18 protein-coding genes are annotated in these 25,313 nt (G+C 43.0%); 6 read left to right on the forward strand and 12 right to left on the reverse strand.

Annotated features, from left to right (window positions below; genetic code table 11):
* Together KKE17_12175 and KKE17_12180 are read left to right on the forward strand one after the other, a co-directional pair.
* Positions 1-2,504, forward strand: a 2,504-nt coding sequence (locus KKE17_12175) for a DUF748 domain-containing protein (GenBank protein MBU1710754.1), incomplete at its 5' end; no start/stop codon positions are given.
* Positions 2,505-2,681: 177 nt separating this feature from the next.
* Positions 2,682-2,819, forward strand: coding sequence for a hypothetical protein (locus tag KKE17_12180; GenBank protein ID MBU1710755.1), 138 nt, complete (start codon positions 2,682-2,684; stop codon positions 2,817-2,819).
* 388 nt (positions 2,820-3,207) lie between these two features.
* Here KKE17_12180 and KKE17_12185 read toward each other — a convergent pair whose 3' ends face one another.
* Both KKE17_12185 and KKE17_12190 read right to left on the reverse strand, forming a co-directional pair.
* The gene (locus KKE17_12185; protein ID MBU1710756.1) at positions 3,208-3,528 is read right to left on the reverse strand and encodes a MerR family transcriptional regulator; all 321 of its coding nucleotides are present in this window, start codon (positions 3,526-3,528) and stop codon (positions 3,208-3,210) included.
* 129 nt (positions 3,529-3,657) lie between these two features.
* Positions 3,658-6,057, reverse strand: a complete 2,400-nt coding sequence (locus KKE17_12190) for a PAS domain S-box protein (GenBank protein MBU1710757.1) — start codon at positions 6,055-6,057, stop codon at positions 3,658-3,660.
* A gap of 1,350 nt (positions 6,058-7,407) precedes the next feature.
* On the opposite strand from KKE17_12190, the gene KKE17_12195 reads away from it, so the two are divergent.
* The 4 genes from KKE17_12195 to KKE17_12210 all read left to right on the forward strand — a co-directional run bounded on the left by KKE17_12195 (position 7,408) and on the right by KKE17_12210 (position 10,391).
* A complete protein-coding gene (locus KKE17_12195; GenBank protein ID MBU1710758.1) occupies positions 7,408-8,544 on the forward strand; it encodes a hypothetical protein in 1,137 nt (378 codons plus the stop codon).
* A complete protein-coding gene (locus KKE17_12200) occupies positions 8,541-9,164 on the forward strand; it encodes a cytochrome b/b6 domain-containing protein (GenBank protein ID MBU1710759.1) in 624 nt (207 codons plus the stop codon). Before KKE17_12195 ends, KKE17_12200 begins: the two co-directional genes overlap by 4 nt.
* A 182-nt stretch (positions 9,165-9,346) precedes the next feature.
* Entirely contained in the window at positions 9,347-10,096 is a 750-nt protein-coding gene (locus tag KKE17_12205; GenBank protein MBU1710760.1) for a slipin family protein, read from the forward strand.
* A gap of 130 nt (positions 10,097-10,226) precedes the next feature.
* Positions 10,227-10,391, forward strand: coding sequence for a hypothetical protein (locus KKE17_12210; protein ID MBU1710761.1), 165 nt, complete (start codon positions 10,227-10,229; stop codon positions 10,389-10,391).
* 726 nt (positions 10,392-11,117) lie between these two features.
* Here the strand turns inward: KKE17_12210 and KKE17_12215 are convergent.
* The 10 genes from KKE17_12215 to KKE17_12260 all read right to left on the reverse strand — a co-directional run bounded on the left by KKE17_12215 (position 11,118) and on the right by KKE17_12260 (position 24,927).
* Positions 11,118-12,551: a tetrathionate reductase family octaheme c-type cytochrome gene (locus KKE17_12215; protein ID MBU1710762.1), complete on the reverse strand. Its 1,434-nt coding sequence runs from the start codon at positions 12,549-12,551 to the stop codon at positions 11,118-11,120.
* A 45-nt stretch (positions 12,552-12,596) separates the two neighbouring features.
* On the reverse strand, positions 12,597-13,844 hold the full coding sequence (locus KKE17_12220) for a polysulfide reductase (GenBank protein MBU1710763.1): 1,248 nt from the start codon (positions 13,842-13,844) through the stop codon (positions 12,597-12,599).
* Positions 13,845-13,863: 19 nt separating this feature from the next.
* Complete coding sequence (locus KKE17_12225; protein ID MBU1710764.1) at positions 13,864-14,784, reverse strand: 4Fe-4S dicluster domain-containing protein; 921 nt, start codon at positions 14,782-14,784, stop codon at positions 13,864-13,866.
* A gap of 53 nt (positions 14,785-14,837) precedes the next feature.
* Entirely contained in the window at positions 14,838-15,464 is a 627-nt protein-coding gene (locus tag KKE17_12230) for a cytochrome c family protein (protein ID MBU1710765.1), read from the reverse strand.
* Between the two features lie 881 nt (positions 15,465-16,345).
* A complete protein-coding gene (gene ftsH, locus KKE17_12235) occupies positions 16,346-18,127 on the reverse strand; it encodes an ATP-dependent zinc metalloprotease FtsH (GenBank protein ID MBU1710766.1) in 1,782 nt (593 codons plus the stop codon).
* A 291-nt stretch (positions 18,128-18,418) separates the two neighbouring features.
* Positions 18,419-18,793 carry a hypothetical protein gene (locus KKE17_12240; GenBank protein MBU1710767.1) on the reverse strand — a complete coding sequence of 125 codons (375 nt, stop codon included), beginning with the start codon at positions 18,791-18,793 and terminating at the stop codon, positions 18,419-18,421.
* A 4-nt stretch (positions 18,794-18,797) separates the two neighbouring features.
* Positions 18,798-19,028: a hypothetical protein gene (locus KKE17_12245; GenBank protein ID MBU1710768.1), complete on the reverse strand. Its 231-nt coding sequence runs from the start codon at positions 19,026-19,028 to the stop codon at positions 18,798-18,800.
* Positions 19,029-19,858: 830 nt separating this feature from the next.
* Positions 19,859-21,655: a sigma 54-interacting transcriptional regulator gene (locus tag KKE17_12250; protein ID MBU1710769.1), complete on the reverse strand. Its 1,797-nt coding sequence runs from the start codon at positions 21,653-21,655 to the stop codon at positions 19,859-19,861.
* 69 nt (positions 21,656-21,724) lie between these two features.
* Entirely contained in the window at positions 21,725-23,815 is a 2,091-nt protein-coding gene (locus KKE17_12255) for a PAS domain-containing protein (GenBank protein MBU1710770.1), read from the reverse strand.
* Positions 23,816-24,141: 326 nt separating this feature from the next.
* Positions 24,142-24,927 (reverse strand): sterol desaturase family protein, encoded by a 786-nt coding sequence (locus KKE17_12260; protein MBU1710771.1) that lies wholly within the window; start codon positions 24,925-24,927, stop codon positions 24,142-24,144.
* Positions 24,928-25,313: the final 386 nt, after the last annotated feature.

Consider the following 25,313-nt stretch of genomic DNA (forward strand, 5'->3'; position numbering starts at 1 on the left):
ATGACAAATCAGGAAAAAACCTGGCAACCATCCCGGAATTACAGATTTCCGGAAATTTCATCCCCTTGGCAAAAACCTACCATATAACCAACCTTGTCCTTAATAATCCCAAAATACTCCTTGAACGCGATCCCGGCGGGAAATTAAACATACCTGTCCAATCTTCCGGAAAAGAGGCATCGACTGCCTCACAAATCAAGCTTCGGATCGACAACATCCTTGTTAAAAACGGCGACCTTTCTTTTATTGATCAGTCGGTCAAGGGAGGATTTGCCGCATCCTGGAAAGACTGCGGTTTCACTTTTGAATCCCCCGCTTCCGACCCTGCTAAACCCGCATCCTTTGCAGTTAACTTAAGAGACCGGGATAATTTCGGGATCTCCGCACAGGGAACCTTCCTGCAATCTCCACTCACAGCAAACGGCCTGCTGGTCATCGACCAGTTCAACCTTGAGCGTATCCGCCCGTATCTTGACCTTGGCGATGAACTGCGGCTGAGTTCGGGATCCGCCTCCAAGATTGAAACCAACTTTACTTATCTGCAGCACGAAAAACAGAAAGCCCCATCACTCTTGCTGCACGGCTTAAAAACCGACATCAAAGACCTGGCCATTACCGTCGACAGTAAGGATTTTCTCCACCTTCCCTTCACCTCAATCATCGGCGGGACCATTGCCTTTGCAGATAAAACAATGCATCTCAGCTCTGTTCGGACAACAAACGGCCAACTTATATTAGAATGGCCCTCCGGCCCTCCAAAACCGGAGATAACTTCCCCGGGAAAATCGCCTCTTTGGACATTTTCCATGGACACCTTTTCCTTTGCAAAAGGCGCCCTGGATATAATCAGCCCGGATCAGAATAAAAGCTCCCGGATCAGATTACAGAATCTCAGCCTTGATGCCTCAGGTCTCAACAATTCCCAGAATCAGCCGGGAGCAATCAGTGGCTCGGGGCAATTTGCAACCAAGGGGTCGATAAAATTTTCAGGGGGAATAACCACAAATCCATTCAGCGCCTCACTGGACAGCCAACTGCTCAACGTCGACCTTTCGCCGCTCCAACCGTTTTTGTTTTCCTGGTTCCGGCCGGCTATCTCCCAGGGAATGCTTACGGCAGAGGGCCTGATCACCCTGCCTGATTTCTCTTTCCAGGGCACTGCCGAACTTGCCGACTTTGCAGCAAAATCGAAGGATAATCCTCTTTGCGAATGGCGGATGGCACATGGCGCAGATCTGTTTTTTGCTGCCAAACCCATGCGGTTTACTGCACAAAACCTTACCTTTGCCGAGCCTGTCATTTCTTGGTCGGTCAAGAAGGAAAACCTCTCCACCTTCACTGCTGTTTTCGCTCATCCCCAATCCCCTGAAAACCTTAGACCTATAGTCGCTATCAATACAATCACTGTCAACAGCGGCTTACTCAAATTCAGCGACGCGACAGTGTTGCCGGTTTATTCGACATCAATTGAAAACATAACCGGCACCCTCACCAACCTGCATAACCGCAAACCAGACCATACCGGTATAGAACTTAAGGGAAGCATGAACCATAACACGGAAATAGCTGTTTCCGGCTGGCTCAGCATATTGGAAGAAATCAACTCCGCCTCGATACACGCCACGGCCACAGCCCTTGATCTCCCGCCTTTATCCCTGTATTTAAACAACCTCATGGGCGGGAAAATCGACAAAGGAAAAGCTGATTATGCAATTTATCTAACCAAGGAAGCCAATAAGTTATCGGCCACCAACACTTTCCGAATCTACGATCTGGAAACAAGCCGGCCGATAAAAGAAAATGCCAGCCTGCCTCTTGCAATAGCTCTGCTGACCGAGCCCAATAATGATATACTTCTCGACCTGACTTTTGAGGATGATCTTGCTGATCAGAATTTTGCCTTCCGTGGCCGCATTACAAAGCTTTTCCGCAATATACTGCTCAAGACGGCGGTAAACCCTTACTCCCTGCTTGCAACACTTTCGTCCGCTGAAATCGACCATATCCTCTTTGCTTTCGGCGCGGATACCATTGATGAAAAAGAAAAGATAAAACTCTTTGAAATAGCTAAAATTCTCAAGCAGAGACCTCTTCTGTCATTGGATATCAGGGGTTTTGCCGACAACACCGGTGATCGAAACGCAATTCTCAACACAATGAAGGAAGCACAGAAACGTAAACTCCAAATCCGCGAAAACCGTTTATCCACCGAACTCTCAAACTCCTATGGCCGGGAAGAGATCGGCAAACCGCTTCTCCCCCAGAACCAGACCGGGGTTGAAGATTCACCGAAAAACAGCAAGGAGCCAAGCATCAGCAATGAAATTCTCACCAATCTCGCCCAGAGAAGACAGCTTGCGGTGCATGATTATCTTGTCAATGTGGGGGTTGCGACCAACCGCCTTTCAACCCGAGTCCCGGTTTCTTTAGTCCCGGCAGGTGCTCCTGGCAGGGCGGGAAACCGTGTTGATTTCATCCTCGTACCTGCTACTTTTTCTAAATAAATGGTGCTTCCACACCACACACAATACCAGCCGCTTCATGCATATCATCTTGATCTGACTGATTTACCGGAATTGCCCCCCGACCTAATCTGTGCCTGAATAGAAGACCATACAGCCGTTCTTTTTTCCATACCTCGCAAGAAAAGTTTGTTGACGAACTCTGCATGAAGTCCGGTTTTGTTCCGAACCTATCAGGTCGAGCTTGGATTTGATGAATGGGAGGCCGGCACCAGAATCGCACCATTCACGCTGAATGATATCACTGTTGCCCCGATCTGGAAAAATCAGCGAATATCAGAATTGATCCCGGTGTGATTTCCGAAATGGACGAGGACCACATGGATACTCTTCCAGTATCCGGTTCAAAATTACTTGAGAGAAAAATGCCCGAAAAGTTGTGCCGTTGGATGTTTACAAAACTAAATCGGCCCTAAGTTGGTGGAGAAGGAAATATCGAACATCGAACAAGTAAGCGGAGCCAGAAGTCTCCGTTTCACTCCGCTTATCTGTAAGACAATGAGGAAACACATAATGCTGAAATTTTTTTCCGACACTTCGATATTCGATATTCCTTGTACGATATTGTCTTTTAACGACACGACTGACCATAGACAATGCGGATCGGAATCCACATTCAACATTGACGCCCAAAAATAGATGTTTCTATACAAAGAGAGTATCTCGCTTGAAGATTCGTTACCCTTCAACTCACCCACTTCGTATCCATGTGACTTGCATGGTATGCAGTGCACATCTCTCTTTTGTCCAGAGGGCAGTCTACGATATTCCAGCAGGCCATATGTTCCAGCAGATTTCTAATCGCACCGGTATTGATTCCCCGCTCATGAATCATTTTTCTGATACATTTGATCCAATTGAGATCATTCATGCTGTAATAACGCCACGCCCCCTTTCTTTCCGGCTTAAAAAGGCCTTCTTTTTCATAAATGCGCAGAGTCCGTGGATGCAGGTTCAGAATGTTGGAAGCAGTGCCGATGGTAAAGATTGGCTTGTCAATAATCATAGTACCCTCCTTTGTCTAATTTTTTTTGTTAAATTTATCTTAATACACACAATATCATTACCCGCTTCGTGCTCAGCGAAAGCTGGGATTTAAGACACGATAATTCAATACAGCCGGCCCCAAAAATACTCAATTCACCGGCAGTTCAATGGCAACTGTGGTATGATCTCCCAACTCACTTTCGACATGCAGAAAACCGCCATGGTCCTCCACAAGATCTTTGCTGATTGCCAGCCCCATACCTGCTGTTTCATCCGGGGGCTTGGTTGAAAAGGAAGGATCAAAAATTTTAGACATATTACCCGGATCTATGCCGACCCCCCAATCCGTCAGGGAAATCCGCATCAAGTTCTTGCCATTTTTTGCTGCCATTTCTCCTTTGATTTCCAGCCGTTTATTATCATCTTTACCTTTATATTTTAAGTTGAGAGCCCTTCTGGCGTTGTTCAAAAGGTGTATAAAAACCTGCCGCATTTTTGCGACATTAACGGTGACCGGGGGCAGCCCTTCCATGGAATGCAACGTTGTTATAATACCATCGTTTTTAAAATGTTCCTTGACCAGCATATTGGCGTCGGAAACCACATCGCCAATTTTTACGGTTTCCTTCAATCCTTCCATCTCCCTCCCATATGAAAGAAGTTTCTGAACTATATCCGCGACCCGCTCCCCTTCTTTTATGATCTTCTCAAGCAATTCAATCTGTCCCTGAGACCAGGCAGAATCCTTTGCTTCGTCTTCGAGAACCTGCGCATAATTAATTATGCCGTTGCTGGAATTATTAATCACATGAGCCACCCCGGTGGTGAGTTCCCCGAGAGCAGCCAAGTGCGACGCCCTGAAGGTTTCAATCTTCCTGCCTCTTTCAGCATCAAGATTTCTCGACAGATCTTCCACCGCCCGCTTCTGTTCAGTAACATCCTGACCGATACAAAGCACTTCCTGCTCGTCATCCTGCTGAACCAGACAATTGGTGAGCTGACACCGTAAAATTCGCTGACTGCCATCCTTCTGTGGTACCACCATTTCGCGGATATCATCCAGCATGTAACTGTTCAACGCCTCAATCCCTTTATCCTTGTAAGTCTGGGGATCTTCCCCAAGGGGGACAAAGAAATCCAGAAAACTTCCACCGACTATTTCCTGCTCTTTCCTGCCTATTATCTTTTCCGCCTCGCTGTTTAAGGAAAGTATTTTCCCGGACGAAGAGATTGAGATCAACACAGCCTTCACTGCCGAGACTATCTGTTTGTTCAACACCTTCTTCTGCCGTAGTTGCGCGAGAACATCATAATTATAAATCGCCAGTCCAAGTTCTGTGGTCATGACAGTCAACAAGTCCATTTCGGTATCTTCGAAACAGTCGCGTGATGTGGCATAAATGCACAAAACACCATAAATCACCTTATTCCAGATTAACGGGAACGATGCGCAGCTCAGATTGCTCCCTTCGAATGGAATATTTTTCCTGAGCCCTTTGGGAACGCCACTGAGAACATCGCTCTGAATGACCGGTTCTCCCTTGAGAAGCGCCTGCATTGCGGAATTATAAATCCCCCCCCGTTCTTCCGCGGAATTAAGCAGTATGTCCATGTATTCTTCGCATTCCCGGCTGCTCATGGTATTTGTGCCGTTAACCGCAACCGGACGAATTTTTTTATGTTCCATATCCGGTAAACCAATCCAGGCCAGGTAATAATCATCATTCACCAACAATGACTTACAGATATCTTGGAAGAGATTTTCCTTGGATTTTGCATGAACTATGCTGTAGGCAACACTTTCCACAGCTAAATGCGTGCGATTGTGTTTTGCCAACCCTTCTGAACTTTGATCCTTGGAGATCAGCAAATTACTGAACGATTCGGCAAGCTCTGAGACCTCCCCGGATTTTTTCCCCAAAGAGATACTTGCACGTATTCCTTGTGCAACCTCCTTAACCTGTCGGCCCAAAAACAAAAGTGGAACTGCAACCTGACGATGAAATACGACAAGAACATTGACCAAAATGAAAAGAACTATAGCCAAGGCGCCGATGACAATATTCTGAAACCCGATGAGCTTTCGTTTGGCGTGGTTGACTATAACCCGGTCAAACATCATCAAACGATCACCAAGAACACGGACTTCACGGTTTAACATGCGTAATTTATTGGTATCTATTCTTTCCTTATCGATGCCGCGAAACTGAATAATTATGCCCGGAAGATCAACTTCCTGGTTAATAAAAGAAAGTTTATATTCATCTGGGACATGTTTATTAGCAAGAATCTGTGACAGTTTAGTATTTATGTCCTCAAATTCCTTATTAATGCCTGAAAGATTCGAAAATCGCCCTTCAAGCAGTGAATCGGTAATTTCTTCCCGGATAATCGAAAAATGAAAAATCATCTTTTCGCTCTGGGAAATGACAGTTTCATAATTTTTCAAAAGCTGATATTGACGGATACCAAGGGTCAGCAATCCTGCTAAAATTGCCATGAGGAACACGGCCGTGAAGTAGATGCTGGATCTTAAAGGGAGGGCCATACAATCAATCTTCCTGACTACAAATGTTAAAGTGCTGAACAGTTCTTGTAACGAATTGCCTCTAGTATAAGAAGAAGCAGGAACTGAGGCTTTTACCAAAAAGCAACTTTATAATGATTTTTCGAACATATGCGCCTGATGCATTTCAATTTAAAAAACCATCAGGCAATTGAAGCGTCCCGCAGCCAAAAAGTTAAAACTTCGAGTTACGGGGAATTCACTCCAAAATAGAACTCTTTCCCGTACCCCTTGTGTGGGCATAACAATTTATCATGAATGTTCAAATTATGTTTTTTCAATGATATGAACTTCTACTACTAAAGTTATTGCCGGACCCAAAAACCGTATAATTACCATATTAGCAAATTTAATGCCAATTACAGGAGTTTCATCTATTTAATTGTCAACTCACTTTTGCATTATGCTGAATATGGTTATTGTCAAGGCAATTAAAAAACTTTGCGAATGCCGTACACATACCATCGCCCCGGAGATGGCTAAAAGACAGTTATATGATTTGTTTGGCTTAAAGGCGTTTCTTCACCAAAACCATAAACTTTTCCCAAGTTGCGGGAAGTGTATAAAGCGTTTCCAAATTCGCCTTCGCCGCCCCCTGTATCACCATAAGTGTCGCGCCACACATGTGATACTGCAACACTCAATACAACAGTTATAATCTGTCGTCGCTAGAAGCCTAATCTCTTGAACACAAAGATTTTTTACATATGCACCATCAATAATCACTCCAAGTCGTTGTATCTACAATTAGTTGCACGGATATTCTGTTAGACGTCGCAGCAAATGCGTATCATCATCCTTAGATTATATGCAACACATCCTTACATTAAAATGAAGTGGCACAAAAAATGCTTATTTAAAAATCACCAAAAATATTTACAATATTCATGTTCACCTTTTCCGGTAAAACAATAGCTCGAACTATAGATTACACTATAAACTCTTTAATTCTAATTCGTTGTTGATTTGTTTTGACATAATAAATTGTGTATCACGAGAATAACATTATCTGGAAGCAGAAAAAAGGTGCCAATGTCATATCACCCGACACAATTGCAGCAATACAATTCTACATACTTGCCACTCTTTCCAATACAATTATCAGTTTGTCGGTATGATTATATTCTACAAACCCAGCAGTTAAAAAAATATTGCGGCACCCGCACATCATTGGGCATCGATAAAACCATCAAAAAATTTTCGGTAAAAAGATTTACTTAAGGAGAAAAATTTTCTCTCAATATTTACCTGCAAATCAATTTCTAACAAAACCGCGATGCTTGATTTTTATTTCACATAATAATTACACAAATGCTAAAGAGGACCAGAGGTATGATTCCTTTAAAATGTTCATGCATTTTTATTATCAGCCTCATCATCCTGTCTGTCGCAGTTCCCCCTTCCAGTGTTATGGGTACAACCAATGAAGAATGCCTGGAATGTCACAGTGATGATTCACTTGTGCGCACCATTTCAGAAGGCATGAAACAGGATATTTATGTCAATCAGCAAAAATACGCCACGTCGGTACATAATGAAAATGACGTCTTATGCGTTGACTGTCACTCAGATATCGAAAAATTAAATTATGATAACGAAGTTCCACATAAGACCACCCTTGCCATGGTTGTCTGCGAAAAATGCCATGAAGATGAAGGAGAGGCATATCTTAACAGTGTCCATAAAAAAGCTAGCGGCAAGGGTATAACTATCCCCTGCTATGCCTGCCATGGATACCATTATGTCAGCCATTTGGAGGCTGAGTCCGTATACGAACGTGAAAACGGCTTTTGTCTCAAATGTCACAATCCCAACAAATTCCATGAATGGCTTCCTCAAATGGACACACATTTCGCCTTTGTCGAGTGTACGGTTTGTCATGCTCCGGATGTCCAGAGATATGTCAATCTTCGATTCAAGGACTTAAAAACAAACAAATTTTATACTGGTGCTGAGTTTTTAAAGGCCTTGGACACTGATTTTCAAGGATTCATGAACCTGGTTGACAAGGATAAAAACGATATTATTTCAGTGGCTGAATTCGAGGACCTTGTTTATTTACTCCTGCAGAAAAATCTCCGCGGCACATTCCATGGCGAAATCGTCGTGAGAATCGAACCCCTTGTTCACCATGTCAATCGAGGGGTGGCAAATAGAGCCTGCGAAATGTGCCATATGCCGACTTCACCATTCTTTGAAAATGTCCGCTTCTCTCTCAGTCGAGGAGACGGCACTTCGCAAAATTACGTACTGGAGCGGGCAGTCCTTGAGACCTATTACCTGAAACATTTCTACGCCCTCGGAGGAACAAGAATTCGCCTTCTGGACCAGATAGGTTTTGCCTTTTTAGTTGGCGGTGCCGGTCTCATCCTCGCGCACCTGGCAATGAGAATTCTCACCATTCCAACTCGTAAAAAGAAACAGAAAAAATCACCCTTTGAAATTGAAAAAGAGGCAGGTGAATCATGAAATCTACAGGTCAGCTTATTTACATACACCCGGGACCGGTTCGTGTCTGGCACTGGATAAATGCCATTGGCATCATATTACTAATATTAACCGGCCTGCAGATTCGCTTTGCGGAAATCATGCATTTCTTCACCCTTGAGGAAGCAATCAAGGTCCACAACTATATTGGATTCATTGTCATTGGAAATTTCGGATTATGGATAGCCTACTATTTTGGGACCGGTAAAATTAAAATATACTTTCCCGACATCCGCTCGGTCATCCCAAACACGATGAAACAGATAAAATATTATTCTCTGGACATGTTCAAGGGGGAACCAAACCCCCATGAAATGACTCCGGAGAATAAATTCAACCCCTTGCAACAGCAGGCTTATCTGGCACTTATGTTTATCCTGCTGCCGGCGCAAATGGTTACCGGTGTTTTACTCTGGCGGGTTAAAGAATTCGAAAAATATATTAATATGCTTGGAGGCATCAAGATTGTTGATACCATTCATGTGCTGCTGTTTTTCTTCTTTGCAACTTTTGTCTTTGTTCATTCCTATCTTGCCACTCTGGGACACACTCCTTCAGCCCACTTTAAGGCCATGTTTACCGGGTACGAGGAGCAGCACTGAAACAAATATACCATTTAGCAAACAGAAAAACCTTATACCGTTCCGGCGGCATACATGTTGCAATTAATCATGCTGATAAAGATATGAGCTAAATAACAGTCCTGGAACAAACCTTGAAGTAGCTCCACCGACTAACAATTGTTTTTTAAAATACAACTTGTCAACAGCAGGGAGACACCATTATGAGCATGATTTACTGGGTAATATTGCTAGGTCCATTAGCACTGATGTTTTTTTTCTCTCTAGTAAAAACAGTCGCACAATATGAACAGGGCGTCATCTTCAGACTGGGGAAAGTTACCGGAGCGGCTGGGCCTGGAGTCAGTATTATTGTTCCGATCATTGAACGCCTTGAAAAAGTAGACACAAGGACTATAACCCATAACATTCCGGGTCAGGATGTAATCACCAAAGACAATGTCTCGGTAAGAGTAAGTGCTGTTGTTTATTTCAGAGTGGTTGATGCGATAAAGGCGCTCATCGAAGTGGAAGACTATAAATTTGCGACCTCGCAACTGGCACAAACCACCCTCAGAAGCATATGCGGCCAGGATGATCTTGATCATATGCTTTCAGAACGTGACGCCGTAAACCATAAAATGCAGGAAATACTTGACCACGAAACGGAACCATGGGGGGTGAAGGTAAGCAAGGTTGAAGTAAAAGAAATTGATCTTCCGGAAACCATGCAACGGGCCATGGCTCGACAGGCTGAGGCCGAACGTGAAAGAAGGGCTTCAATCATCTCCGCTGAAGGAGAAATGCAGTCAGCAGAAAAATTATGCCAGGCTGCGGCACTCATCGACCAGCATCCTTCGGCAATTCAGATCAGGTATTTGCAGACTATCCGTGAAATCGGCGTATCAGGAAACAACACAACCCTGATACCGATACCGATTAGACTCTTAGGGGAATTATTCAATCATAAATAAGGGGCTTGACTAGTTAAGAGTTTTGTCTCGAAACATTTCAAACAAAAAAGAGGAGAGGTTTTGGGCACGATAATTGAACCGGAAGCCACACTCCTTCAAGTGAAGACAATATTATTTTCTGGGAAATTCCATGAAATTTAACCAACTTGTTTTTAGCAAAGGATCTATCGGCCTCGATGCCGTTAAAGTTTTTCTTGCCACAGGCGCATTCGTTATTACCATGATTGACGCTGTAATGCTTTTTTTTTTAGCCGATATCTACCAAACCTTTATAACCCCGCAACCATCAGAATGAATGGATGCTATGTGATACTTTTTTTTCGTATTATTGCTTGAAGCGTTGCTGTGCAATCTGGCGCAATCTTGGCACAGGCCTTTATTTATCGTTGATGACTCCCAAACACGGGTATTTTTCCTGTTACGCCACGATGACGTTTACCCCTGATCTTTCTGGCGTCAAAATATGACTTATCAACTTCAATAATGCTGTTGGAAGGAGGCTCTGAATCGGAAAATTCAGCGCTCCTGATGCGAATAATGCATAAAATACCGGTTAATAGTATTTCTATTTAACCGAGTTAAGATCGTATTTTTTTGTGCATCCAAATCCAGAAATAAACTTAATAATTTCTCTAAATTTGACCTCAAAAATTCATGAACAATTTGTTTACTTGTTCTTTATAGGCATAACGGGCTTCAGATTACATTAAAGTATTCTCAGCCTCGTCAAGATCCTAAATGAAATACCCCGCCGCAGGCATCGGGTATCGTTAAAAACAATGATCGCCCCTAATGGCCAGGGCATTAAACCCAGGCTACAGCAATAAATACAGACAAAAATAATCTTATCAAGTCACATTAAAACCGCATCAGAGCTCCCCTGCAATAACCCCAAAACGCTGCAATAGAGCGGCACCGAATTACTCTGCCGGTCCTTTGAAAAAGAACTCAAATGTCTTCCGTGATCATAAAAAAAAGGCCCTCCTCGCGGAAGGCCTTTTGGTTTACAGAAGACTACAACCTACTGAAATTCATGCTCACCTCTAGATAACCCTTTAACCTGCCAAGGGTCACCTTTATACCCGAGATATTCCCAATCCATGCGGCCATGACTGCCATGGCAATCCAGACAATCAAGAGATTTGTCCGCAGCAACTACACCATGATTTATCCTCCAATACATGACGGTTGTGGCAAAATCGTATTCGCCGCTATAGGACATTCCAGAGGCAGCCATTCCTTGTCTTGCGGCCGCATCCCAGTCATAGGTTTTCCAGAAAGCGGTCTCTCCCTTGCCGGTCAGATAAGGAGTAATAAGATAATTGTATTTCTTATCGTATATTTGTTTTGCGCTGTGAACCCTGAACGGAAATATTTTTGAATGTTTATCTTTAATATTTCCCTCAGGATGATTCAAGGCGGTAACATTAGCGCTGTTAATCTGGTCGCCACGCATATACGCCACCTCCTGACCATTATACCACTCATACCTGGGAATCATGTTTTTATTCCATGTGAAATTTCCAAGGCCCTTAACAGCTTTTGAAGTGCCGTATTTGTCAGTGGACCACTCAACGACGTAACACTGATCAGTACACCAGTCCCAATGAGTTATGGTGGCATATTGCTTGGCATATGTTGGAATATGGCATGTCTGACAAGATACGGCTTCGTAATGGGTGTTAAGTATTTTCATCTTATGTGGGGCAGCGGAGTGGCATTCAATGCAGCCGGACTGATAGGTGCCGTCAGCAGAAGGCGACATATAATGTCCAACAATATTATGCTTTTCTTGTGGATAATGGCATTTCTGGCAATCAAAATCCTGCCCTTCCGCAGCCATATGGATATCTATATCAAGAGAAGGCCCTAAAAATGACTGATCAAGATCGCCATGTTTCACTTTCGCGGCCCCACATCCACCAAAATGACAAGAGCCACAAGCCTTTTTGTTTGGCATTCCGACATTTTGAGCCACATACAAGAGGTCAACAGGAGCACCGCGGGTCAGATCCTCACCAGAAAAACCCTTGGGCCATCCGGAGCCCACTTTTGCTTTACTGTAAGATCCGGTGGTATCATGACATACCAGACAATCTATCCGGGATTTATTATCAAAATCAAAACTCGCATCTTCCCAGCCATAACCGATGTGGCACACAGTACAACGTGGCCAGTTACCGGCAACAGGAATCGCAAAATTGGTCATGGCAATTTTCTTGCCATACATTTGCTCCTTACCATTTACCACCTGCTTCTGCTCCCAAGTCCAGTGCTGGGTACTCATGATATCAGTTGCCGCATCCTTGTGGCATCCGATACATTGTTTAGTTACTTCCGTTGGATCTTTAAAGGGGCCGGTTATATCTTTATGGACTTTTTGCCCCATTGCTGTACCACATACTCCCATTAATGCGATGGCAAGTATCAAAGACAACGCTTTTCGGTGTAGCATAGATATCCCCCTGTTTCATCAAATTATTCCAGCAAAAAAAGCCTGCTATTTTTTCCATGAATAAAGTATCGGCAACCTGTACAGAACAAACCTGTACGTAACTATATAGGCTGAATATACGGTTAAAACGATAACCACCTCACGCCAATGGGGAATTTCCTGATAGAGCTTCCAGTTAAATGTTATCAGGGCGGTATTAAGCCGGTTGAGGGCAATACCAAGAACCGCCAGAAGTGCGGCAAATCTCGCCAGTCTGGCGGAATCATTTCTTATTGCCGTGGCATAAAGAGCCAGGGGAACAAGAACTCCCACCACCATTTCAAACACAAACCACTGCCCCCACCCGGTAAACAGGTAATGCCAATCATTATCATGAGCGATGGCAAGAACTTTGATGACGAAATAGGTAATCAGCGCAAGAGAACAACCTTTTGCAAGGCCCAATGTTTGACGATCAAGATTTTCTAAAAACTCATCATCACAACGCCATTTCAAAAAAGTTTTACATAAGGTGCTCACAACTATTAACATGCTGAGTCCGGCAAATATCGATGAACAGAAAAAATGAAACCACTGAAAGGGCGCTGAAAACCATAGGGGATGAACCTTTCCCGGGGCATAAGTAAAAAGGGCACCAAGAGCACCCTGATGCAGGGTTGAAAGGATGATCCCGGCTACCGTCAGCCCCAATACAATCTTTTTTACGAATTTTTTACCAACCGGCCAACCGGCCCACTCTGAAAACGCCGGTACCAGTTCAGCCACCTGCACTGACAAATAAGTAGCGACATGCCAGGCAACCAGAAATAGTACGGCAGCGGGCCCGAGGGAAACAAACATCGGATAGACTAGGCGCCACGGCTGTCCTAAGTCGACCTGCAGAAAAATAACAGCAAAGAGATACCCCAGAAGACCATTCAGTAAAGCAAGCCTTTCAATGCTATGAAAATCCTTCCTCCCGAACACTTCCACGGTAGTTCCCAGCATGAATCCCGATGCTGAAAGCGGCACCATTACAAAAAGGCCCCATCCCAAAAACAACCCCCAGGGATAGTCATAGGAACTATGCGTAACCCAGCTTAGACCGAAAATAAATCGACCGATGAGAACCGGTATTCCAACCGCAAATATTATTGCCAGGACCCAGTTAAACGGATTTCTTACCGCCTGGGCAATGTAGTCCAGCGGACTCAGACCAAGCAGCAGTTTTTCTTTTACCGTCCAAAGAATCTTCCCCTCTTCCTTAAATAATGAATCAACCGGACTCATTCCATTCACCGTTAACCTTTTCATTTTATTTGACCTCCCTTATCTACACGTTGGATTTTTCTTCTTTCTTTTTGGCATCCTTACGTGTTGCAAGGAGGTGAAACCCTGTAAACAGGGCGGGCCAGATCGTCAGCACCATTGGCACGATCGTCAAAAAATCTTTTACATAATTGATAATCGGTTCGGTACCCAGATGGGTGTCAAAACCGACTTCCTCAAAAGGGACTCCTGACAAATACATCCATGACGTGCCGCCCACTTCTCTCTCTCCATAAAGATGATCTACATATTTCTCTGGATTGAGCTTTATTCTCTGGCGGGCAATATAGATAAGGTCCTCTCTTTTCCCGAAAGTAAGCGTCTCTCGGGGACAGGCCTCGGCGCATGCCGGGGGTCTGCCATATTTCAGCCGCGTGTCGTAACACATGATACATTTCTTAACTACCGGATTTATAACACTGGAATAACTGTATGCCGGAATATAGAAGGGACATGCTATCATACAGGTTCTGCAACCCACGCAAACCTTAGAGTTATAGATAACAGCTCCTTCAGGTGTTTTCGTATAAGCATTGACAAAACAGGAGGTAAGACATGCGGGCTCATTGCAATGATTACATTGAATTTTGCGATAAACCGGCCGATCATGACCTTCTACTTCATATTTATTAACGACTGTATATGCTTTTTCAGTTGTCCGTCTTTTCTGACCAAGCTTAATTTCATCAAATACGGAAAAATCATCAAAAGGCTTATCTGGTGCGGGCAGTTGCTGTTCTTTGTTACAGGCTGCTTCGCATGATCTACATCCGACACATCTTGTTAAATCAACCAGCATCCCGTACCTGTCTTTATAGCCTTCAAAGGATCCGGCGGCATGTGCCTTTTTACTCAACCCAACGGCACCAAGCAAACCACCAACAAGTCCTCCTTTTAGTAACGATCTTCGGTTGTGCTTTTTCATTCGATACCCCTCTTATGTATATCTGATTATTTAATTATAAGTATACTTGAAATTTAATGTCCGGAGCCCGAATGATCGCCTGAAGGCTTCGGTGCATAAATCCCGGAATGAAAAAATTTATCGCCTTTATCGGTTCGAGGATGACACCCGTCACAGGTAAAAGGCCCGTCAACTTCCTCATGGCAAGAAATACAGAACTGATGATATGCACCTTTCAGGCTTGGTTTGTCCTTATGATAAATCTCGCCTCTTTCCGACACGATCTTTCTTCCTTCATCTGAATAAGGATCAGAAAGATGACAACCGCGACAGGCGACAATTTTTGCTGTGGCTTCATACTTGTGGCAGAGAATACAATTACCTGTTCCGGTACTTGGAGTACCGATAGTGTGATGATGACATTTTGCACAATCATTTTCTGAAAACTCTATATGTAACGCATGATCAAAATGAACAGGCTCGTAATATTCGGCCAAACTATCCAAAATAATCGTTGCCGGTCCTTCTGACGTTTCCCCATCATCTTGGGCCAGACAAAATGAACTAAATGTTACAACTAGAGCTACACCCGTCACTATCCTAATAAACGTTTGCATTTTCACCTTTCTCCTTAATTGTTTCCGTTCCCCTTTTATTCTTAAGTCCATAAAAATATTTCCAATAGACAGTTTTTTCCCCAAGCAAATTGTATTTCCCCTCAAAAAAAGATTTATAAAAAAATATTTCGATCCTATCGCGTTTAATTTCCCTCAAAATATCCCAGCTCAAACTATGAATATTATTAAAAGGTTAAATAATTTTTAATCTAATTCATCCCCTAACAATGAATGGGTTTCAGGCCAAATTATGCACATTTCATACCAAGTACACAAGAGGCCCCTTTAAGTTTATACACGAAACATCCAACGACAGCCATAACCGATAAAATTTATAAATATCAGCATGTTATAAAATATTACACTGATGCAATTTCAATATATTCCCCAACCAACTACGACATAAAAAAGGGCAAATCCTGAGACATAGTTGTCGGGATATTGCCCTGTGCTCTTGCTCTAGATGGAACAGAAGCTGATTATGTCCCCGTAATAAGTCTTTCAAAAAATATTGCTAAAAAATTCCTACCAAAATTAGCGGACAGGAAATTTATTGCTCTCAAAAATGAATTATCGTTCATTTTTTTCCAATTACACCTTCGCGTGGTCCAGATTAACCGACGATGACACCACCAAATAAGTGTTGCATGCAACACCTGTGTTGCGCGCATAAGTGTTGCATGCAACACTTATGCAACGATATCCATCTCAATTTCCATAGATATCAAACAATACCTTTATTGCTCAAGACCAAATTCCATGAATGTCTTCCGCGTTATAGGCGTAACATAATGATATATAAGAAACTTCATCCACAAATTGCAATTGGCATTAAAATTACACACCACTCTCAAGAAAGAGATCTTTTGTTTCTTTTAGGCTCAAACCACTAAAGCACTTATAAACATACTTTGTCAGGGTTTTATTTGTAGCACATGAGAAAGCAGGAAAAGGTTGTGAGTGAATTAACCCACACTGTCTTCTACAATTCCTTCAACTTCATCCGGGCCGATTGTTTCTTTTTCCAAGAGCAAAGCGGCAAGTCGATGCAACATGCCAATCTTCCCCTCCAAGATTATCATTGCCTCCTGGTAGCAATCTTCAATAATTTTATTAATTTCTCTATCTATGGCGCTTGCGGTTTCTTCACTGTACATTCTTTGAGTTCCAGCGCCCCCCAAAAAACCTTGGTCCGGCTTTGTGTACGCCCTCGGGCCTAAAAGATCAGACATGCCCCACTCACAAACCATTTTTGTCGCAATATCAGTGGCGCTTTGAAGATCACTACTAGCCCCCGTAGAAAACTTATTAAATACTATTTCTTCGGAAGTCCTGCCACCCAGGAGAATTTTAATGCGATTAACAAGATATTCCTTCGAATACGCCTGTCTGTCATCAATCGGCATCTGCTGCGTCATCCCGAGCGCTCTGCCACGGGGAATTATTGTAATTTTATGCAACGGGTCTGTATTAGGCAGCAGCTTGGCCATAATGGCATGGCCTGCTTCATGATAAGCTGTTGTCCGCCGTTGCTTTTCACTGAGAACAAGCCCCTTTCTCTCCGCACCCATAAGAATCTTGTCTTTCGCTTCTTCAACATCCGCCATCTCGACGAATTGTTTATCTTTTCGCGCCGCCATCAACGCCGATTCATTCATAAGGTTGGCGAGTTCCGCTCCAGTGAAACCAGGGGTATTCCGTGCAATATCTTTAAGTTGTACCACTTCAGCCATAACGATTTTATCGGCGTATACTTTAAGTATTTCTTCACGGCCCTTTACATCAGGAGCCATAATTGTCACCTGTCGATCAAAGCGACCCGGTCGCAATAAAGCCGGATCTAGCACATCAGGCCTATTGGTTGCAGCAACAAGAATCACAGTATCACCGGTACCAAATCCATCCATTTCTACTAAAAGAGCATTCAGGGTCTGTTCCCGTTCATCTTGCCCGCCCTGGGAACTGCTGGCCCCACGAAGTCGCCCTACAGCATCAATTTCATCAATAAAAATAATACAAGGGGCGCTTTTTTTTGCTTGCTTAAAAAGGTCACGAACTCTTGAAGCGCCAACACCGACGAACATCTCAACAAAATCTGAACCACTTATACTGAAAAATGGAACGTTGGCTTCACCGGCGATAGCTTTGGCTAAAAGCGTTTTACCAGTCCCGGGCGGACCTTGAAGCAGAACCCCCTTAGGTATTCTCCCTCCAAGTCTTGTATATTTCTCCGGATTTCTTAAAAATTCTATTATTTCAAACAATTCATCCTTTGCTTCAGGAACTCCTGCTACATCATCGAATGTAACGCTTGGTTTACTTCCCGAAGAGATGATGGCTTTACTTTTAGCAAAACCCGAAGTCCCGCTCCCACCTTTTTGGCGTATCATAAAATACATCCAGCCGGCCATGATAATAAGCACAGGCAAAACAGATGTCCAAAAAGAAGAAAAAGGGGATGGCTTATCAGAACTTGCAGATATTACAACATTTTTCAGCTGCAACTTAGCAACAAGACTAGTTGTATCGGGAGAAAAACTTGAAAACGGCTGATCGTATGAATCATGCCCGGTGATCTGTCCGCCCTTGAGGTGTACGTCCTTAACTCCACCTTTTTCAAGATTTGTCAGAAAGGTTGTATAGTCAATATATGGCAACTGCTGCTCCATAGTCCACACATTGAAGATCACTACGGCAGCTATGGTTAAAATTAATATTATCAAGAAATTACGAACGTATCTGGACACATTACCTCCTTTTATATTGTAGGATGAATGCTCGGTGACAGTAAAGCCTGTAAATGCAAAGTTGCTTTCCGTCAAATGTCTATTTAAAACTTAATCGACGTTTTTCTCCTGTTCACAAAAATCCGTCAATATTTTAAAAAACTATACCATAAGGAACAATTCTTTTTCATAAAACACTTTGCGAGCATTGATAATTTACTGAAATATCCAGACAAAAAAACAGGTCAGGGAACCAAAAGCTCCCGGACCTGTTTTAAGCGGCGCATACCGCTTATACTCTTTAAATGGGTATTATTCGCTTATTGTCGCCTTGGTCTGATTTACGTATTTAAAAAATACTGGGAACGTTCCAAGGAACGCAACTGCGATGATATACTCAATACCTTTAATGTGTGTATAGAAATCAACCATGGTCTCAAATTCCCTGATTACTCCTATGGCAACCATGTATTGACGAAACATTTCCGAAACCTGCCAATCAGCCCGGCTCAACCCGACAGCCATTGCTACCATTGCCCAGAGGCCTATAGCGGCGCCAACACCCGCAATTGCAGTCAAAATCCAGGAACCTTTTTTTGCGTCAGTTCTTTCTTGGGCTATTGCTTTTTCCATTTTTGTATCCCCCGATCCTTTTTTTGAATTTGTTTCATTTATATTATCAGACATCTTATTATCCACCTATGACTGCTGTAAAAAACCCGCGCAACATCTCAAGTGGTCCGCCACTCTTAACCAAACCACCCATCAGGCAGGCAAACCCCCAAAGACCAACCATAGCTGCCATTGCCATGATAACTCCTATACCTACTTGAGAAGTGCCATGTGTCAATTGATCAAGTCCTGCACTTTCAACGTCGCTTGTCTGGATTTTTCGGTCGTCTAATTTCATTGTATTACTCATGACTCCCTCCTTATCTATTTGTTTTATCGTTAAAATTTACTTTCCGTGTTGTCTTGATTTGTTTAAAATGCATATGCCGTGCCACAAAAAAATCTTTTAATATACATTCCGAATAACTACTAGATATTATTGAGTTTATTTTTTAATTATTTAAACGTTTTATTTGTTTAACTTTACATTTAAAGAAGTAAAAAAAACCGAGAATTATAAAAAAAATATCGCATTTTCAAGTAGTTATCAAAATAATGCGATTAAGATCTTCACTCATGGGCCTGCCTTTTATCGAAGTCCTTGTTATTTTCCGAAATAGCCTGCCACAGCGCCGCACAAGTGCTGCCTGCAACACATTTACGCAACACTTGTGACTGAAAACTGTTGCATCTTGCCTTTTTATTACACTAATCTTTAAGCAATTCACCCAAATGCAACACCTGTACAAACCACAGATAAACGTCGATCAAGACCGAAGTTGGTTTACACAAAAATATATATTTAAGAAAACATGAGGCTGACGGAGGCTTCAACAAAGAAAGCTCAACAGACACTGTGAATATTCATAAGTAATGATGACCCACTTTTTCTGTTCGACATAATTGTTGAACAGAAGGTATGAGCGTTAACACCCACAGGAATCAGTATGGAGCAATTGGAGGAGGGATCTTCAAAAAGAATAATTCACATCGCATCGATGGAGCATTTTTTTTGCAGGGTCGAGAATTATAGTCAGAATAATTTCAATAAGTTAGAAACAGAATAATTGTCGACACCATGTTTTTTTCGATGCCGACAATTATTCAACATGGTCGTTACAATAATTATAACTATTTAAATCAATTCATATTAATTGGATCAAGGTCATAATGTCGGAGTTTCCGATACAGGGTGCTTCGGTCTATTCCCAGTAAGCGTGCAGCCTTGGCTTTATTGCCATCTACAATCTTTAATGTACTGATTATACGTTCAAGTTCGGTCTCGCTATCAGACTCTATGTTTTCTAAAAAAGGCATGGGTTCACTTGATATTTTACCTGACGAGATTGCACCATTCCCTGGAGTAGCGCAATAGCTGACGATTTCCTCTGATATATGTTCCGTGGTTATCGTCGGTCCGTGACAGAGTACCGTTGCACGTTCCATGACATTTTCAAGCTCCCTTACATTTCCAGGCCAATTATAACTCGACAATATATGCAGCGCCTGGTCGGAAACACCGGTGATTTGCTTATCAAGCCTTTTGCTGAAACGCTTGAGGAAACTTTTAACCAGAAGCTCAAGATCACCATCACGATCCCGCAAAGGCGGCAAAGGAATATCAACTACCCGCAACCTGAAATAAAGATCCTCGCGAAAGTCTCCGCTATTCACCCGCTGTTTCAAGTCGGCATTGGTTGCTGCAATAACGCGTACATCAACCTTAATCGGATGGTCTTGCCCAACAGGATAAAAGGTCCTTTCCTGAAGAAAACGCAAAAGCCTCAGTTGCATCATGGGGGAAATATCGCCTATTTCATCAAGGAAAAGAGTGCCCCCGTCAGCATGCAGAATCCTCCCTTTACGATCTCTGTCGGCACCGGTAAAAGACCCCTTCTTATGCCCAAAAAGTTCACTTTCCAGCAAAGTCTCGGATATCGCGGTACAATCAACTTTGATAAGCGGCATATCCCGCCTGGGGCTTTCAGCATGCAACGCCTCTGCGACAAGTTCCTTGCCGGTACCAGATTCACCGGTGATCAAAACGCTTGTGTCAACATGACCAACATTTTCGATCATCGTGTAAACCGGCTGCATAGCTCTGCTGCCTCCGATAATTCGATGAAACAAGGTTCTTTTCCCCATCTTCTCAAGCTGTTCAAGGCGGCTCACGTCGTGGGCGACAAGGACAACACCTTCAAAACTGCCATTTCTGGCCTCCAATGGTACGGCGCTGATCCTGAAAATGGATTGCTCACCTGACAAATCAAATTCAACCTGATGTTCCTGGACTTCATGTCGTGATCGCAGCACCTCATCCGCATCCGCAAAAAAAATCTGCCCGAGAGGTCCAGGTAAATCAGTGATCAGATCACCGATTGCTATATTGGGCATTATTTTTTGAAATCTTTTTTTGGCCCGGTTATTCATGTCGACGAGTCTCATCTGTGTATCAACGGTAACAATGAAATCCCTTACACTCCTGAAAATCGCTTCCAGATGCTGCCGGTAAATGTCCTTTTCTTCCTCAAGTTTTTCTTTCTCCCGCCATAATCCATACTGCTGTAATGCCATGCGGGCAACTCGGAGAAGATCATCTTTTTTTACCGGCTTTGAAAGATAATCAAATGCCCCCAGTCTGACTGCTTCGGAAGCGGAATTAATATTCGGGTATCCCGTTACCATTACAACCGGACATTTAAGGCCTGCATCCTTCACTTGCCGGAGAAGATCAATCCCTGACGCACCTTCCAGGACGATGTCGCTGATAACCAAGTCAAAGGTTTTTTTTCTTAGAATTTCAGCTGCTTCCTCAAAAGTAGCAACGGCATCGATTGGTCCGTACCCTTCCCGACTCAGGAATGTCTTGAATGTCAGGCGCAGACTTTCCTCATCGTCAATAATCAAAATTCGGCTTTCACTTTTTTGCAGATCCATCATGCCAGTCGTTTCTCCGCTATTAGTCTTTTTTTCAGTTTGATATCCTGAAGTTAACACGTTATTCCCCTAATTACTCAATGAGTGTACCGGCAGATCAACAGTCATCTCTGTAAACTCATTTTCCCTGCTTCTGACCCTTAAAAAACCAGAAAATCCTTTGATGATATCGCGGCTAATGCTCAAGCCAAGGCCGGTCCCCTCGCCTACCTCCTTAGTAGAAAAGAACGGCTCAAATATCTGCTCTTTAATTGCTTTTGGAATGCCGCAGCCCAAATCCTTAACAACTGTCCTGACGTAAGAAATCCCTTCAAGTTCCACAGCCAGAACGCAAATATCAAGCCGTTTCATTTCATTCTTACCATTAAATTTCTTATTCAATGCGTAATAACTATTCCGAATCAAATTAAGGAACACCTGCTGAAGCTGTTTCGGATTCACATGGATTGTCGGGATGTCCTCTTCAATATTGATTGATAAAATAATCCCGTCTTTTGAAAGCTGGTGCCGTACAAGAGCAAGGGCATCATCAATAACACCGTGTATTCTGACCTCATCGACTTCATCATCCTGTTGCCGCGCAAAAGACAGTAAATTGCCGACAATAAAGGATATTCTTTCACCTTCCCTGATAATCCTGTCCAAAAAATCTTCATTTATATCTTTTGAGGCCTCCCCTGAATCGCTTGACTCAGAAACTTTCGACTCCCTGGAATCCAGTAAAATTTGCGCATAATTGATGATGCCGTTTATCGGATTATTGATTTCGTGCGCAACGCCTGCCGCAAGTTCGCCGATTGCGGCCAATTGACCTGCCCTCATGATTTCCGCGTGGTGTGCTTTTTCTTCCGTGGTATCCCGAAGCAGAATGAGTACTTTATTCTGGCCGTCAACATCGGTAAAAGGCGCACAGCTCTGTTCATAGTGGCGGTTATCGGACATCAGTACCTCAGTCCGCTGTATTTCCTGAGATTCCATGGCGTCCCACATTCGGCAGACATCACAGGGTTTGTCGCGATTCATATAGGCGTCGAAACATTTCTGCCCAATTTTATCACCGAAAATTTTTTTCAATATATCATTCTGATATTCAATGATATATTCGTGATTCATGATATGCATTCCCTGCCCCATAACCGATAACATGCCCTTGAACTTATCACGTTCAGTGCGGAGAATAAGGTCAATTTCCTTTCGTTTGGTAATATCTTCAAAACTTTCAATGCCGCCGATAACATTTCCATCTTTATCGTGCAGCAGGTCGGAATTCTTATTGATGGTTAATTTTCTGCCGTCTTTTGTCTGTATAATGCATTCTGCCCCGATAACCGGTTTTTTAATTTGATCCGAATACAGTCCGCATCGTTCAGCGCAAGGGTGACGGGAAAAAAGCGTGCATTCCTTGCCGAGCACTTCTTCCGGAGAATAGCCGGTTATTCTCTCGGCCTTATTATTCCAATTGGTGATTCTCCTTTCTGTATCCACGGTGAAAATCGCGCTGGGCACCACCGTATAAAGCAATTCCGCCTGATCCTTGGCAAAAAGAATTTCGTCCTTAGCCCGTTCGAGGTCCTTATTGCTTTTCAATAGTTCTGTTGTGCGTTCCTGAACACGCATTTCCAGAAAATCATGCCCTTCTTGCAGGACTTCCTCATCGAACTTCCTCTCAGTAACATTTCGTAATGATTCAACAATACCCATAAAAGAACCATCTTCACGGATAAGAGGTGATGCCAGAATCTCATAAGTCCGAATCTCGCCGTTTGAAACCTGATGTTCTCTCTCTATGGTGACAGGCTTTCCGGTTTCCAATACCTCAAGAAATGGACAGAAATGCCCTTCGCCATCGCAGGGCCTGTCCAAATCAAAAAAAAGCTTATGGCATTTCATGGTCCGTTTCTGAGTGCTTTTAGCAACCTGGGAAAAATCAAGCGCGGCCTTGTTCATCAGCTTTACGCGGAAATCCGTACCAATCATGACAATCGGATCGGAAATTCCTTCGATAACCATCTGCAGAAAACTCAGTTGCTCTTTGGGGTTCTTTTCCCCGTCTGAGAATCGCCTGCCGGATCTATTCCGCCTCTCAGCAAAAATCCTTGGCTCTCTAATACCCGACTGCTGATTTACGCCTGCTTTATTTCCAGCATGACGAACCGTCACTGATGCCACCTCTTTAGAGTTTCTAACCTTTAAAATCAAAACACCTGGTGTGACATACAAGCAAAAACCTTGCCAGTATCGATTTATACATTAAACACGTTTTATTATTAGAAATTCAAAAATCCACAATTTCAAATGCATAGAAATATTGTTAAGAATAGTTGAACAACTGTCAAATTTATAATGAACATGCCGTCCTCCGCAAAAAGAAATCACAGTAATTCGATAAGTTACAAAGATAGATTGATTCAAGCGAGCGCCGTGAGGATTTGCCGGGGACCTTCCCGGTAGCCAGAGGATTTACAAATTAATTATCAAAGCTGACGTTAAAGACTCTTTTTGGTAAAGGGCATCAGCAACAAATCCTTCAGACCAAGCTTCTCGAACTTTCGGTGTGAGCCAATGCCGGTGACGATGCCCTTCTGGTCTATTCCAGTAGTCAAAGTGCCGATGAAACGATCCCATAAGGAAAATATTACGCCGTAATTTGAATCCCTTTCCTTGATTTTCACGGAATGATGTATGCGATGCATGGAAGGAGGGACGAAGAGAAGCTGCCAGAGATTTTCGAAAGCAGGGTTGATTTTTATACTGCTGTGGTGAAACTGGATTGCAATATTGACAAGAACTTCAAACAGAACATAGGCGAACAAAGGTATCCCGAATGAATAGATCACCATCAAACGAACCAGGCCGGACAAAAGAATCTCACCGGGATGAAACCTGACAGCTGTTGACACATCCATATACAGATCACAATGGTGCACTCTGTGAAAACGCCAGAGCAATGGCATCTCATGATTCAACAGGTGCCACACATAAATGACAAAATCCAGAAGAAGTATCCCGAAAAACACCCGCCAGCCGAATGACAGGCCAAGATTATTGAGCATTCCTAGCTTATCGGTTTCGATTAGAGTGAACACCGAAGCAAGGAGGCCCGCATACAGCATGTAATACATCACGCCGCTGATGATTGATATGGGGATATTGGCCAGCCACCGCCTTATTTTCGAATACCTGGAAGCTCGATAGGAAAAAGAGAGTTCAATCAGAAGAAATAATAATAGACCAGACCAATACAAAATCAATTTCAACGTTTCGTTATTCATTTCCAGAACTCTCCACCCCAGGGGGGCTTCAACTTTTTTCAGTATCTATAAGATAAACGCAAGTAACGAGACTTCCTGGCAAGCGAGCCTTGCGAGTCCCGGAGCACGTGTCTGTTAATCGTCAGACCTTGCTGTCTGCCATTCGTCCGACGTTATGCTGAAGAACAACCTGGGCCGATGTCGCTTCTAACTTTTTGGTCCACCAAAAGCAAATTGGCGGCGATAATTCAGGCTTGGGCTTTTCAAGAAGCATTCATAATCAAGTATCCACCTTTATACCACAGGACATAAATATCAGTTCATCACATTTGGCATATAAATTCTATAATATCATAAGAAGACATTGATAAAAAAATTCTACAGAAATACACAAAAATAGTGTAAAA

The sequence above is a fragment of the Pseudomonadota bacterium genome (assembly GCA_018823135.1).
Classification (GTDB): Bacteria; Desulfobacterota; Desulfobulbia; order Desulfobulbales; family CALZHT01; genus JAHJJF01.

Excerpts from the sequence above, each read along its gene's own strand:
- KKE17_12185 (MBU1710756.1), bottom strand. The coding sequence starts at position 3,528 with ATGATTATTGACAAGCCAATCTTTACCATCGGCACTGCTTCCAACATT.
- KKE17_12190 (MBU1710757.1), bottom strand. The coding sequence starts at position 6,057 with ATGGCCCTCCCTTTAAGATCCAGCATCTACTTCACGGCCGTGTTCCTC.
- KKE17_12195 (MBU1710758.1), top strand. The coding sequence starts at position 7,408 with ATGATTCCTTTAAAATGTTCATGCATTTTTATTATCAGCCTCATCATC.
- KKE17_12200 (MBU1710759.1), top strand. The coding sequence starts at position 8,541 with ATGAAATCTACAGGTCAGCTTATTTACATACACCCGGGACCGGTTCGT.
- KKE17_12205 (MBU1710760.1), top strand. The coding sequence starts at position 9,347 with ATGAGCATGATTTACTGGGTAATATTGCTAGGTCCATTAGCACTGATG.
- KKE17_12210 (MBU1710761.1), top strand. The coding sequence starts at position 10,227 with ATGAAATTTAACCAACTTGTTTTTAGCAAAGGATCTATCGGCCTCGAT.
- KKE17_12215 (MBU1710762.1), bottom strand. The coding sequence starts at position 12,551 with ATGCTACACCGAAAAGCGTTGTCTTTGATACTTGCCATCGCATTAATG.
- KKE17_12220 (MBU1710763.1), bottom strand. The coding sequence starts at position 13,844 with ATGAAAAGGTTAACGGTGAATGGAATGAGTCCGGTTGATTCATTATTT.
- KKE17_12225 (MBU1710764.1), bottom strand. The coding sequence starts at position 14,784 with ATGAAAAAGCACAACCGAAGATCGTTACTAAAAGGAGGACTTGTTGGT.
- KKE17_12240 (MBU1710767.1), bottom strand. The coding sequence starts at position 18,793 with ATGTCTGATAATATAAATGAAACAAATTCAAAAAAAGGATCGGGGGAT.
- KKE17_12245 (MBU1710768.1), bottom strand. The coding sequence starts at position 19,028 with ATGAGTAATACAATGAAATTAGACGACCGAAAAATCCAGACAAGCGAC.
- KKE17_12250 (MBU1710769.1), bottom strand. The coding sequence starts at position 21,655 with ATGGATCTGCAAAAAAGTGAAAGCCGAATTTTGATTATTGACGATGAG.
- KKE17_12260 (MBU1710771.1), bottom strand. The coding sequence starts at position 24,927 with ATGAATAACGAAACGTTGAAATTGATTTTGTATTGGTCTGGTCTATTA.